Below are 15,841 nucleotides of genomic sequence, written 5' to 3' on the forward strand. Positions count from 1 at the left end.
CAGTTTACCGCCCAACTCATCTTTATTTTTAAAGATTATTGATTCGGCATTTGTTGATTGTTTGCATGTGCTTGCGCAGCAGATAAAATTTCTTGTAACTGAGTTAAACTTTGATCATATGGAATGACGTCTGTCATTTTTTGTTGCAAGAAAAAACGAATAACCGGCAATAATTGTATTGCCTGATCAATGCGAGGATCACTACCTTTGCTATAAGCACCAATAGCAATCAAATCTTTGTTTTGTTGGTATAACGAATAAACTTGTTTGAGTTGCTGAGCAAGTTCTTGATGCTCAGGACTCGTTACCATAGGCATAACTCGACTAATAGAGCCTTCAATATCTACAGCCGGATAATGTCCCGAATCGGCTAACTCACGCGATAAGACAATATGTCCATCTAAGATTGCTCGAGCGGCATCAGCAATAGGATCTTGCAGATCATCGCCTTCAGTTAGAACGGTAAAAAAAGCAGTAATAGCACCTTGTCCGTCCCCTCCATTTCCTGCACGCTCAACCAATTGAGGTAACTTTGAAAATACCGATGGTGGATATCCTTTCGTGGCAGGCGGCTCACCTACCGCTAAGGCAATTTCGCGCTGCGCTTGGGCATAACGCGTGATTGAATCGACTAGCAGCAAAACATTTAAACCTTGATCGCGAAAATATTCACTGATTTGTACCGCAGTTTCACATCCTTTTAACCGCATTAAAGGGGAATTATCGGCAGGTGCTGCAACTACTACGGCACGTGAACGGCCTTCCTCGCCTAGTATTTCTTCAATAAATTCTTTTACTTCTCGGCCACGTTCTCCGACGAGTCCAACAACAATAACATCAGCCGTGGTACCACGAGTCATCATACCGAGTAATACACTTTTCCCAACCCCTGAGCCGGCAAATAACCCCATACGTTGACCTTGCCCTACGGTGATAAAGCTATTAATAGCGCGCACACCAACGTCTAAAGGTTCTGTAATTGCTCGACGAGAAAGTGGATTAATAGGTGAACTATTATGGTGATAATTTTCTGTGGCTTTAATGGGTCCTTTGCCGTCAAGGGGTTTACCAACCCCGTCGATGACTCGACCTAGTAAATCCATCGACAAAGGTAAGCGTGTTTTCTTTGATAAAGGTACAACCCTTGCTCCAGGTAAGACCCCTTGTAAACTCTGCTCTGGCATTAAGTATGTAATATCATTGGCAAAACCAACAATTTCTGCAATTAAATCACCTTGTGCGGTTTCCACTAGGCATTGACTACCTACAGCCGCTTTCACACCTACTGCTTCTAAAGTTAGCCCGACAACTCGCACTAATCGCCCCGCCACAGAAACTTTATGTGGATGGATAAATTTTTGGCTATTCTCTAGTCGTTGATTGAGTCGTTGTACATCTATCATGAATGTTTTTTTGACACTTTCAGGCTATTTTACTGGTGTAATGCTTCTTGCAAAAACGATTCCAATACTTCTTTTATACGAGATTTAATCGACAGGTCGATATTTGAGGTGCTGTTTTCAATTTGGCAACTACCTTGCGCCAGCTGTGGGGCTGAAACAAAACGCCAACCTTGTTCTTGAATATGTTCTGAACTGAATTGCTGTTCAATTAAAGTGATATCATCGGGATGAAGTAATATTTGCGTTTGCGCTTCATGGCTCGGTAATGCTTTCATGCCTTCTGCAAGTGCCGACAAAATGATATCTGGATTGGTTTTAGCTTCTTGTAACGTCACCGCTTCTGTGAGTTGTACTACAAGCTGCAATAATTGTTGTTCAACATTTTTTTCAACCACCGATAAAGGTTGATGTAATTGCTCGGTTAATAATGACCATTGTTCAGCCAATGCTTTTATCTCTTCTTGGCCTTGCTCTAGTCCTTTAGCTAGGCCCTCTTCGTGACCTTGTGATAAGCCTTCTTCATGGCCTGATTTTTTTCCTTCATCAAAGCCGGTTGAAAAACCTTCTTCTTTTCCTTGATTAAAACCTTCTTCATATGCCGCTTGTCTAATCTCTTCAATTTCTTCAGCAGTTAAAGGTTGTACTTCTTCTTCAACTTCCTCTGGTGGCTCAAAACGCCAGGTTGGCTTTCTACCTAAGGCATTCGTTTTAAGCGTTGATTCGTCTATTTCTACTTCGACAGATGGCAGTGGCCAAACATCTAGCTCGTCTTCACCTTCGACTTTAAGCAGCTCATCAGCACTTTGATTAGTAGGAAAATTTTTCATGAACTAATGCATTCCCTATAAGAATTCGTCACCGCCGCCAGCACCACCTAGCATAATTTCACCCGCGTCAGATAATCGTCGTGCCACCGATAGAATTTCTTTTTGTGCGGCTTCAACTTCACTAATACGCACTGGACCCATAGCTTCAAGGTCATCCGCCATCATTTCAGCTGCACGTTTAGACATATTTGACATGATTTTTTCTTTCAGTGCATCGTCGGCACCTTTAATCGCTTTCATTAATGCATCTTGTTGTACATCACGTAAGATAGCTTGGATACCACGATCATCAACGTCAGCAAGGTTTTCAAAGACAAACATCAAGTCTTGAATTTGTTGACTCATTTCCTCGTCATGCTCACGAATAGAATCCATTAACATACCTTCAACATTGGTATCTAAGTAGTTCATAATATCTGCAGCCGCTTTCAAGCCGCCCATTTTCGCTGCTTGTGCACCGGCTTGACCAGCAAATTGTTTTTCCATAATTTCATTCAATTCTTGTAATGCCGCTGGTTGAACTTCTTCTAAATTCGCAATTCGCATCATGAGATCTAAGCGGGTTTTCTCAGCAAACTGACTCATAATTTCGGCAGATTGTTCTGGTTCTAAATATGACAATACAATGGTTTGAATTTGAGGATGTTCATTTCGAATAATATTGGCAACTTGTTTAGAGTCCATCCATTTCAATGAATCAAGGCCTTTCGCGCCGCCTCCCATCACAATTTGATCAATTAAATTACCCGCTTTATCTTCACCAAGCGCAGCGGTTAATGCTTTACGCACAAAGTCATCACTGTTAAAACCTATCGTACTAAAGTTTTGAATTTCATTGATAAATAACTTATGCACCGCGGTGATTTTTTCTTGAGTAAAATCTTCCATGGCCGCCATCACAGTACCCACTTGCTGTACTTGCTTAGGTTCAAGGTGCTTTAATATTTGCGCGGCATCTTCTTCGGAAAGGCTCAATAATAAAATTGCTGCTTTCTCTGCGCCATCTAATTTATCAACATCAAAACCTGACGGAACTGGTGCTAATTCTTGGGTTTCATCACTCATCTTCTATCAACCAACTTTTCACTACTTGAGAGGATAATTCAGGCTCATTTGCCACTAAAGCTCGAACTGCTTTTAAGACATCTTCATCACGATGAAGATCAGGTAATTGTAAGCTACCATCTGGTGCAAACCCTACCGCACCTGCATCAAACTCTGATGTTAGCATATCCATAGTTTCATCACCTAAGTCAATATGAGAATCAAGTGATTTGTCACCATAGTCTGACGGTGTTTGATCTGGGTAAATTAAGCGTTTTAACATTGGACGAACAACCGCTAATATCAAGATGATAATAACTAACGCTCCCATGCCTAGTTTTAACATTTTAAAGAACCAAGCTTCTTGATAAAACGGTACTGCTTCTACCTCGTCAACAACAGAACGAGAGAAAGGTAAAGTAACGACTTCAAGAGCATCACCCCGTTGTAAATCAAAGCCTATGCTTCCTTGCAATAAACGGCGGATATTTGAAAGTTCTTCAACCGAGCGAGGAACTTGAGTCGTAGTCGGTTGAGCATCTTCAACCCCTTCAGCTGGCGGTACTGTCGATGATAAGTAATCAAGGGCAACTGACACACTGATACGACGAATAACGCCCGTTTGTTGTTTCGTATAACTAACAGCTTCATCTAACTCGTAGTTTTTTGTCGACTCGACATGCTTACGACTTGGCATAGCTTTTTGTGCATTGCCTGAGGTTGCATTTTCTGGAATATTTGAATCTAGTGGAGGTTGATTGGTTAATGCCCCTGGAATACCACCTAAAGCGCCACCTAATGTATTATCTTCTACTTTCATTTCACTGCGAAGGGCTGGTAAATCAGAATTGTAACGTCGTTGTGTTTCTTCGGTATTAGTGAAATCCATGGTTACGTCAACCTGCGCGGTATAGTTACCTAACCCCACAACAGGAATAAGAATACTGTCAATTTTATCCATATATTCTTTTTCACGTTTTTGTTCTATTTCAAACTCTTTTCTTGAACGTGATGAAACAGAGTCTTGCGAACCAGAATTTAATAATCGACCATTTTGATCTGTGACAGTGACTCGGTTTGGATCTAAACTTTGTACCGCAGAAGCAACAATATCAACAACCGAATCAACTTCTTCTTCTGATAATAAACGCCCTTTACGTAACGTTAGTACCACAGTTGCCGATGGATTTTTCTCACGTTTTGCAAACACATTATCTCGTGGAATAGCTAATAAGACCCTTGCACGACTAATGGTTTGTAATTCTTCAATCGTTCTTGCTAATTGTTGCTCACGCGAATGTTTTAATCTTTCTCGTTCAAGGCGCTGACTCACACCAAACCCCATATCTTGCATAATGATATCACTACCTTGATCAGGCTCATCAGCTAGGCCTTCACGAGCCAACAATAGACGGATGTTTTGGTATTCTTCGGCAGGAACAGAGATAGTATTATTTTCTTGACGATAATCAACTTTATTCGCATCAAGAAAATCCATGGTTTTTATTAATTGTTCAGTCGGCAGCTTTGTCAGATAGCGATATTCAGGTTGATTCGCCCACATAATTACAAATACCGCAATCGCTAAACAAATAGCTAGTGCCATAATCAGAGTCAACTGACGTAAAATATCAACATTGCCCATCGCAGATGCAAAGCCTGATTTTTGCTCATCAATGTTACTCTCTGCATTATCCGCAGCGACTAAATCTGATCCTGAATCAGGTGCTGCTAATGCTGTATTGCTTATATCTGCCACTTCACTTCTCCGCTTGCTTCAACTGCGTTACTACGTTTTTTTACTCTAATTGCTTGACTAAACTGATTAAACACCTAAACCTGCATTGACATGATTTCTTTATAAGCTTCAACAAACTTATTACGTACTTGCACCGTTGCATCAAATGCTATACTTGCTTTTGCTGCGGTTACCATAGTATCCGCTAACGTTACGCTTCTATCGCCCATCTCAAAAGCATTACGCTTATCTTTGGCTTCATGCTGCACATCATTAACCGCATTAACGGCTTGCTTAAGCATACTGCCAAAGTCGCTTGTTGATTGGTTAACAGAAGTAATATTGTTTTCAACATTTGACATACGATTGCCCATCGCTTCAAGCTGCATATTTTGCATCTGGGCATAAAGTGAATTCGTTTTGATATCCATGTTTTTTCTCGCTTGTGTCAATATTTTGTATATTTAACGCTGTAACGAGTTACTGCAAGCAAGGTGCCAAGAATAAACTCAAGATTTTCGGAAGGGAATTAAGCAAATTAATTCATTTGATATCAGTTAGTTATATTGTTACTAATATTTGAAAAACTATGTATTAAAGCTGAGTTTATGAAAGAATCTTAGGTTAATATCAGAGAAATCCTCCGTGACTCTGCATTTAAAACCAACAGAAATAAAAGAGTGGTATTAAACGAAAACAATAGAAAAAACACCAACAAGCTAAGCTCATTGGTGTTAATGCTTTAATATAATTTAAGCCGGTATTTGAATACCTGAATCACGCATTCGTGCAATTTTATAACGTAAAGTGCGTGGACTGATCCCTAATCGTTCAGCGACATCCTTTCGACTTCCTCGACATGCTTGTAAAGTATCGAGAATAATTTGATGTTCTTGCAGTTTTAACTCATGACCTAATTTATCTTCAGTGACGGTTTCAGTTGGCGATTCAATCAGTACCGGCGTATCAAAGTTTTCGATAAGTAAATCGCTAGCATCAATTTTTTGCTCACTATGTAAAATTAATGCACGTTGCACAACATTATCAAGTTCCCGCACGTTGCCAGGCCAATGGTAAGCAAGTAGCTTGCTGCGCGCAGCTGCAGTGAACTCCGGTATCGCTTCGCCACTTTTTTGACATAAGCGTTCGACTAAATGTTTAGCAAGTGGAATGATATCGTCGCTTCGTTCAGACAGCGCTAACCAAGTCAGTGGGAAAACATTTAAACGATAATATAAATCTTCCCTAAAAACTCCCGCTTTCACCGCTTCTTTTAAATCACGGTTACTGGTTGCTATGACACGAACATCTAGTTGAATGGTTTTTCTTCCAGCCAAGCGCTCGACTTCACGCTCTTGTAAAACACGAAGAATTTTTGCTTGTAATGCTAAATCCATCTCCGTGATTTCATCTAATAAAATGGTACCACCTTGCGCTTGCTCAAACTTACCAGGACAAGCTTGAACCGCCCCAGTAAATGCCCCTTTTTCGTAGCCAAATAAGGTAGCTTCCAACATGTTTTCAGGGATCGCCGCACAGTTAATTGCGACAAAAGGAGCTTCGTGTCGAGCTGAATTGTAATGAACATATTGAGCCAGAACTTCTTTACCCGATCCACTAGGGCCAAGCACCATCACAGATGCATCCGTAGTCGCAACTTTTTTCGCAAGTGCTAATAATTTAATACTTTTCTTATCGGCAACAACGGGTTCAAAGATGTCTTGCGTTTGCAAAGGGATATACTGGTTAACCATGTTTAATAAAACTTCTGGAGCGAATGGCTTTGCCATATAATTGCTCGCCCCGTCTTTAATTGCCTGAACAGCATCATCAATAGTACCATAAGCGGTCATGATCAACATCGGAATTTTCGGATAGGTAGATTTAATACTTTTCAGTAAAGATAATCCTGACATGCCGCCCATTTGAACATCGCTGACAACCAAATCAACCGCCTGGTTTTTCAATAACAATAACGCTGTTTCTCCTGAATCAGCTTCTACACATTGGTAGCCTGCTAAGTGCAGAGTATCAACTAATGCTTCGCGCAAGCCTTCATCATCTTCTACTACTAAAATTTTACTTTGAGTCATGCGCATTCTCCTGTTGAAAGTTAAATTCACTCTCTTTGGTAACACTACTTTTTGAAAAGCCTTCACTCACCAATAATGGTAACTTAATGCAAAAATGTGCGCCTTCATTGGGTTTACTCAATAAATGCACGGTGCCTTGATGAGCTTGAGTCACTGATTTCACAACGGCTAATCCTAAACCTGTTCCTTGAACCCGAGAGGTATAAAAAGGTTCAAAAATTTTCTCTGCTAAATCGGCACTGATACCCTTGCCATTATCTTTCACACTAATGTAGGCAAATTGATCCTGACAATAAGACGAGATTTGAATCTGCGCCTCACTCTTAATCACTTCTAAACTATTATGTATAAGATTTTGGATAGCCCCCGTTAAGGCACTTTTATTACCAAGAATATGACAATCATCAGGACAAGGCTGAAAAGTAATCTTCGCCTTAGCTTTATCGATCAAAGCTTCTAATCCTGCGGTTGACTCATTCACTAATTCATTAATAGATAAAGGTTCGACGACTTGTTGCTGACCACTTTTCGCAAACAACAACATGTCATTTACTTGCTGCTCTAAATCTTGCAAACGTGACATGAGTTTGCCTTGAAAGTTATCTCGGTCTTGATCGGTTATTTTTTTATTTTTTAAATTAGCCCCATATAACATTGCCGCCGAAAGAGGCGTACGTATTTGATGAGCTAATTTTGATATCATTTGTCCCAGCGAAGACAATCGTTGTAATTGACTTAATTTATCTTGTAATAAACGCGTTTCGGTAAGGTCTGTGATCATAATAAGCTGACCAGGCTGATCTTCTAATGCAGATATTTCTAATTTTACTCGCCTGCCATCATTCAGTGACACTTCATGCCAGTCATCAGCGCGCGGTTTGAAAGAGCGTCGAATAACGTCAAACCATGGGTAACCTAAAATAGGTTCATCAAGTAGTTTACTGGCAATTTTATTGATTTTTACCACCACACCATCACCATCTAGCATGATCATACCTGTCGGCATTGCATCAATAATTTTTTCGAGTTGACTAGATTGCTTTCTTAGATGAGGTAATTCACCTTGATAAGATTCTTTTTGTAAACCTGAGCTAGCGTGCAGGTACGATTGTTCAATAAACGGAAAGACCGTTTGATGATGCGAACTGCTAGTACCACTATTTGTAGATTGATTTGAATAGGCAACGACCATAATGCTTCACTCGGTTTACTAATAACAACCAGATAAAGCATTTTTTGTGCCAGATGAAAATACCCTTTAATTTCAGATAATTACAAGGTATTTATTATGGGTCAAGAATTTGGCTTCCTTGTAATTCGATTAAATATCAATAAAGATATTGCCGACTAAACATCATTTTTTTGTAAGGCATATTTTCGCATTTTTTCCACTAAGGTGGTGCGACGCATGCCAAGCAATTCCGCGGAGCGAGCGACTACCCAATCATTTTTATCCAGAGATTGGGTGATCAGTGATACTTCTAATTCCGCTAAATACTCTTTTAAGTTTAAGCCTTCGCTAGGTAAAATATCAACTTGCTTTCCTTGGCTAGCTTCGTCTTCATAACTATCTGGCTCAGTGTCATCATCGTCACTGTATTCAAATCCAGCAAAAAGTTCATTTATTGCTTCACGCTCTTGCAGCTCTTCAGGGTATTCCGGCGTATATTCTTCAACATCAATATGACGATATTTATTTGGCAGCTCGCTAACATTCACCACTTGTTCAGCGTACATAATAATCATACGCTCAATTAAATTCGACAGTTCACGAACATTACCCGACCATGCATGCTCTTGCAGTGAGGCAATTGCTTGCTCAGTAAAACGCACCGTTTGACCTTGGTCTTGCTCAAAACGTGCGACTAACTCTTTTAGCAATAAAGGGATATCTTCTTTTCGATCACGAAGCGCCGGCGTTTCAATCGGAAAAACATTTAATCGGTAGTATAAGTCTTCCCGAAAGCCCCCTTCTTTGATCATTACTTCAAGGTTTTGATGGGTAGCGGCAATAACGCGAACATCAGCTTTTATACTTTTAGCCCCGCCAACACGTTCAAAGGTACGCTCTTGGAGAACTCTCAGGAGCTTTACTTGCATCGGTTGTGGCATATCACCGATTTCATCGAGAAATAATGTACCGCCTTCGGCGAGTTCAAAACGACCTTTGCGTGTTGAAATCGCGCCAGTAAATGCACCTTTTTCATGACCAAATAATTCACTCTCTAATAAATCAGGTGGGATCGCGCCACAGTTCACAGGAACAAATGGTGCTTTATTACGATGGGAAAGATTATGAATATTACGCGCAACCACCTCTTTACCTGTACCTGACTCTCCTAAAATCAATACATTGGCATGAGTACTAGCCACTTGTTCAATTAAAAAACGTACTTGCTGCATTGGTTCGCTTGTACCAACTAAAGAGCGAAATAACAATTTGTTGCCCGCATTCCCGGCTTTTTTATGGGGTAACTTATTATGATACTGATGACAATGATGAATCATTTCCGTTAATTGTGCGTAATTTAATGGCGTGGTCATTTCACCAATAACATTGGCACAATTTTCTATCGCATTTTTATCAATAACATCATGAAGAATGAAAGGACAAGCAGGGTTACTTTTTATAAATTCAATTAAGTTAGTCGATATTTCACCACACAATATAACGGTCAAAATATTATTATTCTGAGCAAAAACTTGTTCTATTTGATGATCAAGACAGGCATCAGAATTTTCTCCGATAAACGATAACACTGTTTCTATTTGCTGACGCCTTGCAGCGTCATTATCAATAACAATTATATGTTTATGACCTTGCATAATTCTTTGATAAACCTGTAAGTTCTTATTCTAATATTTAAGATTGTATCTGGCACCACAGATTAATCAACAAATTTTTGACGCTTTTTTGCTTTCTAGGCATTTTTTTGACACTTGACGGTGACTCTCGTAAAAGCTGTCATCAAGCTGTCATTTTCATGGGAAAAAATCAGCAATTTAGCGATTCATTGTCCCAATAAAAAACAAATTACCTTCAATCATACAAATTGGTTTGAAAAATGCTTTGCCTTAGTTCAGGTCAAATAGATGTCAGTAACAATGTCTGGCACGAGTAAAAGAGGTTATTATGATAGTAATTAGTGGTTTTGCCGAGTATGCAATAGAAGACGACAGCAAGTTTACCAAAGGTGACCGACATTCTATCGGGCTGTTTTCAAAGAACAAAGATTGTCCTAAAAATCGCGATGCGTTGAAAAGTTTCGTCAATCAATTAGGTTGGGGCTCAATCATGTTCACTCATATTGAAGAAATTAAAGATACTGAAACTATCACTCATGATATTTTACGACAAGCATTCAAACGTGCTTCGAAAAATGGTCAATCATTTGTGGTCAATGATTTACCAATTCGTGTTCATTAAAGCACATGAACTTTATGATTCGCTGATTAACTCAAATAATTCTATAATAAAATTCGATTAAATATGGCTAAAACATTGTATTATAGAAAGATTCAATGGATAGTAATTAATTTGAACAATAGTCAGATACATCATCCGTTACATAGGGCAAAGCAAGAAGGTTTTCAATGACAACTATTTTCGACAATAAAGTAATTTTAATTACTGGTGGTACAGGTTCGTTTGGCAAGCTTTATGTGAAAACATTATTGGCTCGATATAAACCGAGAAAAATCATTATTTTTTCACGAGATGAATTAAAGCAGTTTGAAATGCAGCAAGTTTATAATGATCCATGCATGCGTTACTTTATTGGTGATGTTCGTGACGGACACCGTTTACGTCGTGCCATGCGAGGTGTTGATTACGTGATTCATGCCGCCGCCTTAAAACAAGTTCCGGCAGCTGAATATAACCCTATGGAATGTATTAAAACCAACATTAATGGCGCCGAAAATGTCATTGAAGCCGCTCTTGATAACAATGTTGAAAAAGTTATCGCCTTATCGACTGATAAAGCCGCAAACCCAATCAATTTATATGGAGCAACAAAACTCGCATCAGATAAGTTATTTGTTGCAGCAAATAATATCAGCGGTGGACATAAAACCTCTTTTTCCGTGGTTCGTTATGGCAATGTTGTTGGTTCTCGCGGCTCGGTAGTGCCATTTTTTGAAAGTTTAGTTAAAAATGGCAGTGATCATTTGCCTATCACTCACCCGAATATGACCCGCTTTTGGATTTCATTACAAGGTGGAGTTGATTTTGTTTTGAAAAACTTTTTGCGAATGTTAGGCGGTGAAATATTTATTCCCAAAATACCGTCTATAAAAATAACCGATTTAGCCACGGCAATTGCCCCTGATTTACAACAAAAAACCGTCGGTATTCGCCCAGGGGAAAAATTACATGAAGTGATGTGCCCTGCTGATGACTCTTATCATACTTATGAATATGAGGATCATTTCGTGATCGCGCCAAGCATTAATTTTAGTAGTCGTAGTAATGATTTTACCAAAAACGCTATTGGTGAAAAAGGTAAATTAGTGACTCAAGGATTTGAGTACAATTCAAATACTAATCCAGATTTTATGTCTGTGGAGCAAATTAAAATTTTTAATTATGAGGCACATGAATGATCCCTTACGGTAAACAAAGTATTACCACAGAAGACATCAATGCCGTTACTGATGTTTTACAGGCAGATTTGATCACTCAAGGCCCATTAGTTCCAGAGTTTGAACAATCCATTGCTGATTTATGCCAAGCTCAATATGCTACTGCGGTAAGTAATGCGACGGCGGCTTTACATATTGCTAATTTAGCCTTGGAAGTTGGAGCAGGCGATATCGTATGGACAACCCCGATTTCTTTTGTTGCCTCGGCTAATTGTGCCCTCTATTGTAGCGCTACCATTGACTTTGTCGATATTGATATAAACACCGCCAATATTTGTCCTATTCAATTACAAGGAAAATTAGCAAAAGCTCAGCGGGAAAATCAATTGCCTAAAGTGTTAGTTGTCGTACATATGGCAGGAGCAAGTTGTAACATGCGCGCCATTGCTCAACTGGCTAAACAGTATCATTTCAAAGTTATTGAAGACGCTTCTCACGCTATCGGAGGAAAATACCTCGACCAACCTATCGGTAGTTGTCAGTATTCTGATATTACGGTCTTTAGTTTTCACCCTGTAAAAATTATCACCTCAGGTGAAGGCGGCATGGCGCTCACGAATAACCAACAATTAGATAAGAAATTAAAACGTTTACGATCTCATGGAATAACGGCTGATCCAGCAGCTATGACCCAAGAAAGCCATGGGCCATGGTATTATGAACAAGTTGAATTAGGGTTTAATTATCGCATGACCGATATACATGCAGCCTTAGGATTAAGTCAGCTAAACCGCTTAACCAGTTTTGTACAAAAACGGAACGATATTGCCAAAAGATACGATAATGCATTTAATCATACGAATGTTATGCCAATCAAGCCTGAATCAGACTGTTACAGCGCCTATCATTTATATTTAGTGCGATTGCCAGAAATGTCACTTGCCGAACAAAAGCATTTATTCGAAAAACTAAGAGGCGATAAAATATTTATTCAAAAACATTATATTCCTATATATTTACAGCCTTATTATCAACAATTCAATTTTGACCCTGCTGATTACCCGCAAGCCCAAGCTTATTATCGAAGTGTGATCACTTTACCTTTATACCCTGAATTAGATATAGCTCAACAAGACTATATTATCGATAAAATTTTACGCTTATGATGAAGCTGGCATTAGGCTGTGTACAATTTGGTCTCGCTTATGGTGTAACCAATAAAATGGGTCAAGTGCCATTGACTGAAATTGAAAAAATATTGGCTTGTGCGAAACAAGTGGGTATTAACACGTTAGATACGGCTGCAGCGTATGGCAATAGTGAGCAAATATTAGGGCAATTAGCCCTGACCAATAGTTTTGATATCGTCACCAAAATCCCCACATTATCAAACGGTGACACTCAAAGTATTCATGAAATCGTAACAGAGAGCTTAGCGAAACTTAATGTTCAATGCCTTAAAGCATTAATGTTTCATAATGCTGATGACTTACTCACGAGTAATGGTTCTTTATATTACCAAGGAGCTAAGCAATTCAAGACTGATCGAACCATCGCTCAACTAGGTATTTCTGTTTATCATGTTCAGCAATTATCTACATTACTCAATCAATATTCATTCGATATTGTTCAGCTTCCCGCAAATTGGTTAGATCAACGATTTCTGACCACAAAGCTGCTGAACCAACTTTCAAATAAACACATTGAAGTGCATGCTAGATCCTTATTTTTACAAGGCATATTGATACAACCATTCGAAGAATTACCTGATTATTTTTTACCGTTTAAGGCGTGGATAATGGCATTTCATGCACTTTGCCAGCGCTGTAACTGTCAACCCTTAACCTTAGCTTTAGCACTTATTCATCTACATCCAATGATCGATAAAGCCGTTGTCGGTTGTTGTTCGCTACAACAATTAGAAGAAATAATCGAGCATTACCAAAAAGCAGAACAACTCACACATCAATACCATGAATTATTAACACGAGTAGGCGCAAATATTGCTTCTGATGAACAGGAGCTAATAAACCCGAGTCTTTGGTCGATATAAATAATAACTCGCTATAACTAATCAAGATAAAGTAAACGACAATATCATGACAATACATGCAATTTTACAAGCAAGAATGACGTCAACACGTTTGCCCGGTAAAGTGTTAAAAGAAATTTTGGGGCAACCCATGTTAAGCAGACAAATAGAACGCTTACAGAAAGCTTCTATGATAGATAAAATCATTATTGCTACCAGTAATGAGCCAAGTGATGATCCTATTGCCCTACTTTGTCAACAACTCTGCATTCCCTGTGTTCGAGGCAGTCTTCATGATGTACTAGGGCGTTATTATTTAGCCAGTCAAACCTATCCAAGCCAACATGTTGTTCGCATTACCGGTGATTGTCCATTAATTGACCCTGCGATTGTCGATCAAGTCATTCAATTACATTTAGAAAAACTTGCGGATTATACCAGTAACTGTCTTCATCAAAGTTTTCCAGACGGTTTAGATATAGAAATTTTCACGCAACAAGCACTGATACAAGCGTATCAATTTGCCAAAAAGCCTGAAGAACGTGAGCACGTCACCCCTTATATTTATAATCACCCCGATCAATTTTCACAAAGGGAATTATATTACCCGCACGATCTTTCTTTTCATCGTTGGACCGTTGATCAACCCGAAGATTTCACGTTAGTGAACAAAATATACGAACAGCTTTATCCTGAAAATCCAAACTTTGCCTTAGCTGATATTTTGCGACTTATTGAACAACAACCCTCATTGTCCAGCATTAATGCCAAACACCCCCGCAATGACAGTTTACTTTCACCTACAACGCGACAAGAAGTTCAATCATGAATAAAAAAACTTTTCAGCAATCGCTCACTTTTTTAAACCGCGCCGAAAAAAGTATTCCGCTAGGCTCCCAAACCTTTAGTAAAAGTAAAGTCGCCTTTCCAAAAGGTGTAACCCCGCTTTTTATCAATCAAGGTAAAGGGTGCCAAGTATGGGATTTAGATGGTAATCAATTTACAGATTATGTCAGTGGCTTGTTAGCGGTTTCCATCGGTTATTGTGATAATGATATCGATCAGGCAGTGATTGAACAGTTAAAATCTGGCGTGAGTTTCTCATTGCCACACCAATTAGAAACCGAAGTGGCGGAACTCATTATCGATTCAGTTCCATGTGCAGAAATGGTTCGTTTTGGTAAAAATGGTACAGATGCAACGTCTGCGGCTATTCGTTTAGCGCGAGCATACAATCATAAAGAACATATCGCGGTATGTGGTTATCATGGTTGGCAAGATTGGTATATTGGCTCAACCACTCGAGATCTTGGCGTTCCTCAATCAACGAAAGCGCTCACCCATAAATTTGAATATAACAATATTGCTTCACTTACTGCGATATTTGAGCAATTTCCAGATCAAATATCTGCAGTCATGTTAGAGCCGATGAATATTGCTTACCCAGAGAAAGACTTTCTTGAACAGGTAAAAACCTTATGTCAGCAACACAATGCTGTGTTAATTTTTGATGAAACCATCACAGGTTTTCGATTTTCTATCGGCGGTGCACAACAATTATTTGGAGTTACGCCTGATTTAGCGACTTTTGGTAAGGGAATGGCAAATGGTTACCCTATTTCGGCGGTCGTAGGAAAGCGTGAAATAATGACATTAATGGAAGATATCTTTTTTTCGGGTACCTTTGCTGGGGAAACTTTGTCATTAGCAGCTTCTAAAGCAGTATTAACCAAGATGAAAAACGAAAAGGTTTTGAGCCATATTCACGCTATGGGTGAGTTATTACACACTCAGTTGCAAGCGACTATCGACCAGTATCAGGCGCACAAATGGTTGAGTATTTCAGGTCACCCAAGCTGGTTATTTTTCATGATCAAAAGTTGTGGTGGTTATTCGGATCTACAATTAAAATCCTATTTTATACAAGAGATGATACAACAAGGGATACTGATCAATGCTAGTCATAACTTAAGTTATGCCCACAAAGAAAAAGACATACAATCACTAGTAAGTGCTTACAAACACGTTATTCCTTTAGTGAATGAAATGATCAAACAACAAGATTTTGACCAGCGTTTTCACGGCGAAGTATTACAACCGGTTTTCAAGGTACGTTAAAC

General features: G+C 39.1%; 14 protein-coding genes. 6 read left to right on the forward strand and 8 right to left on the reverse strand.

What is annotated here, in order from left to right; translation table 11 throughout:
* Positions 1-35 precede the first annotated feature (35 nt).
* The 8 genes from fliI to ABXH06_RS01005 all read right to left on the reverse strand — a co-directional run bounded on the left by fliI (position 36) and on the right by ABXH06_RS01005 (position 9,931).
* Positions 36-1,403: a flagellar protein export ATPase FliI gene (fliI, locus tag ABXH06_RS00970; RefSeq protein WP_311577924.1), complete on the reverse strand. Its 1,368-nt coding sequence runs from the start codon at positions 1,401-1,403 to the stop codon at positions 36-38.
* Between the two features lie 29 nt (positions 1,404-1,432).
* Entirely contained in the window at positions 1,433-2,230 is a 798-nt protein-coding gene (fliH, locus tag ABXH06_RS00975; protein WP_311577928.1) for a flagellar assembly protein FliH, read from the reverse strand.
* Positions 2,231-2,245: 15 nt separating this feature from the next.
* Positions 2,246-3,295, reverse strand: a complete 1,050-nt coding sequence (gene fliG, locus ABXH06_RS00980) for a flagellar motor switch protein FliG (RefSeq protein ID WP_311577929.1) — start codon at positions 3,293-3,295, stop codon at positions 2,246-2,248.
* Positions 3,288-5,033, reverse strand: a complete 1,746-nt coding sequence (gene fliF / locus ABXH06_RS00985; protein WP_432280208.1) for a flagellar basal-body MS-ring/collar protein FliF — start codon at positions 5,031-5,033, stop codon at positions 3,288-3,290. The genes fliG and fliF overlap by 8 nt, the downstream gene beginning before the upstream one ends.
* 74 nt (positions 5,034-5,107) lie before the next feature.
* On the reverse strand, positions 5,108-5,443 hold the full coding sequence (fliE, locus tag ABXH06_RS00990) for a flagellar hook-basal body complex protein FliE (protein WP_353516990.1): 336 nt from the start codon (positions 5,441-5,443) through the stop codon (positions 5,108-5,110).
* Between the two features lie 321 nt (positions 5,444-5,764).
* Positions 5,765-7,105: a sigma-54-dependent transcriptional regulator gene (locus ABXH06_RS00995; protein ID WP_311577934.1), complete on the reverse strand. Its 1,341-nt coding sequence runs from the start codon at positions 7,103-7,105 to the stop codon at positions 5,765-5,767.
* A complete protein-coding gene (locus ABXH06_RS01000) occupies positions 7,092-8,297 on the reverse strand; it encodes a sensor histidine kinase (protein WP_353516991.1) in 1,206 nt (401 codons plus the stop codon). Before ABXH06_RS01000 ends, ABXH06_RS00995 begins: the two co-directional genes overlap by 14 nt.
* A gap of 155 nt (positions 8,298-8,452) precedes the next feature.
* Positions 8,453-9,931, reverse strand: a complete 1,479-nt coding sequence (locus ABXH06_RS01005; RefSeq protein WP_311577939.1) for a sigma-54 interaction domain-containing protein — start codon at positions 9,929-9,931, stop codon at positions 8,453-8,455.
* 307 nt (positions 9,932-10,238) lie between these two features.
* Here ABXH06_RS01005 and ABXH06_RS01010 point away from each other — a divergent pair, with 307 nt between their 5' ends.
* From ABXH06_RS01010 to ABXH06_RS01035, 6 genes are all read left to right on the forward strand, one after another.
* Positions 10,239-10,532: a hypothetical protein gene (locus ABXH06_RS01010; protein WP_311577942.1), complete on the forward strand. Its 294-nt coding sequence runs from the start codon at positions 10,239-10,241 to the stop codon at positions 10,530-10,532.
* 176 nt (positions 10,533-10,708) lie between these two features.
* Entirely contained in the window at positions 10,709-11,710 is a 1,002-nt protein-coding gene (pseB, locus tag ABXH06_RS01015; RefSeq protein ID WP_311578904.1) for a UDP-N-acetylglucosamine 4,6-dehydratase (inverting), read from the forward strand.
* Positions 11,707-12,855 (forward strand): UDP-4-amino-4,6-dideoxy-N-acetyl-beta-L-altrosamine transaminase, encoded by a 1,149-nt coding sequence (gene pseC, locus ABXH06_RS01020; protein ID WP_353516992.1) that lies wholly within the window; start codon positions 11,707-11,709, stop codon positions 12,853-12,855. Before pseB ends, pseC begins: the two co-directional genes overlap by 4 nt.
* On the forward strand, positions 12,852-13,742 hold the full coding sequence (locus tag ABXH06_RS01025; RefSeq protein WP_353516993.1) for an aldo/keto reductase: 891 nt from the start codon (positions 12,852-12,854) through the stop codon (positions 13,740-13,742). The genes pseC and ABXH06_RS01025 overlap by 4 nt, the downstream gene beginning before the upstream one ends.
* 46 nt (positions 13,743-13,788) lie before the next feature.
* Complete coding sequence (locus ABXH06_RS01030; RefSeq protein WP_353516994.1) at positions 13,789-14,550, forward strand: cytidylyltransferase domain-containing protein; 762 nt, start codon at positions 13,789-13,791, stop codon at positions 14,548-14,550.
* Positions 14,547-15,839: an aminotransferase class III-fold pyridoxal phosphate-dependent enzyme gene (locus tag ABXH06_RS01035; RefSeq protein WP_353516995.1), complete on the forward strand. Its 1,293-nt coding sequence runs from the start codon at positions 14,547-14,549 to the stop codon at positions 15,837-15,839. Before ABXH06_RS01030 ends, ABXH06_RS01035 begins: the two co-directional genes overlap by 4 nt.
* Positions 15,840-15,841 lie beyond the last annotated feature (2 nt).

Origin of the sequence: Thalassotalea sp. SU-HH00458 (assembly GCF_040362795.1) — a bacterium.
GTDB lineage: Bacteria > Pseudomonadota > Gammaproteobacteria > Enterobacterales > Alteromonadaceae > Thalassotalea_H > Thalassotalea_H castellviae.

What these genes read in the sequence shown, in the direction of transcription:
- fliI (WP_311577924.1), bottom strand. Translation starts at nt 1,403, where the DNA reads ATGATAGATGTACAACGACTCAATCAACGACTAGAGAATAGCCAAAAA.
- fliH (WP_311577928.1), bottom strand. Translation starts at nt 2,230, where the DNA reads ATGAAAAATTTTCCTACTAATCAAAGTGCTGATGAGCTGCTTAAAGTC.
- fliG (WP_311577929.1), bottom strand. Translation starts at nt 3,295, where the DNA reads ATGAGTGATGAAACCCAAGAATTAGCACCAGTTCCGTCAGGTTTTGAT.
- fliE (WP_353516990.1), bottom strand. Translation starts at nt 5,443, where the DNA reads ATGGATATCAAAACGAATTCACTTTATGCCCAGATGCAAAATATGCAG.
- ABXH06_RS00995 (WP_311577934.1), bottom strand. Translation starts at nt 7,105, where the DNA reads ATGACTCAAAGTAAAATTTTAGTAGTAGAAGATGATGAAGGCTTGCGC.
- ABXH06_RS01000 (WP_353516991.1), bottom strand. Translation starts at nt 8,297, where the DNA reads ATGGTCGTTGCCTATTCAAATCAATCTACAAATAGTGGTACTAGCAGT.
- ABXH06_RS01005 (WP_311577939.1), bottom strand. Translation starts at nt 9,931, where the DNA reads ATGCAAGGTCATAAACATATAATTGTTATTGATAATGACGCTGCAAGG.
- ABXH06_RS01010 (WP_311577942.1), top strand. Translation starts at nt 10,239, where the DNA reads ATGATAGTAATTAGTGGTTTTGCCGAGTATGCAATAGAAGACGACAGC.
- pseC (WP_353516992.1), top strand. Translation starts at nt 11,707, where the DNA reads ATGATCCCTTACGGTAAACAAAGTATTACCACAGAAGACATCAATGCC.
- ABXH06_RS01025 (WP_353516993.1), top strand. Translation starts at nt 12,852, where the DNA reads ATGATGAAGCTGGCATTAGGCTGTGTACAATTTGGTCTCGCTTATGGT.
- ABXH06_RS01030 (WP_353516994.1), top strand. Translation starts at nt 13,789, where the DNA reads ATGACAATACATGCAATTTTACAAGCAAGAATGACGTCAACACGTTTG.
- ABXH06_RS01035 (WP_353516995.1), top strand. Translation starts at nt 14,547, where the DNA reads ATGAATAAAAAAACTTTTCAGCAATCGCTCACTTTTTTAAACCGCGCC.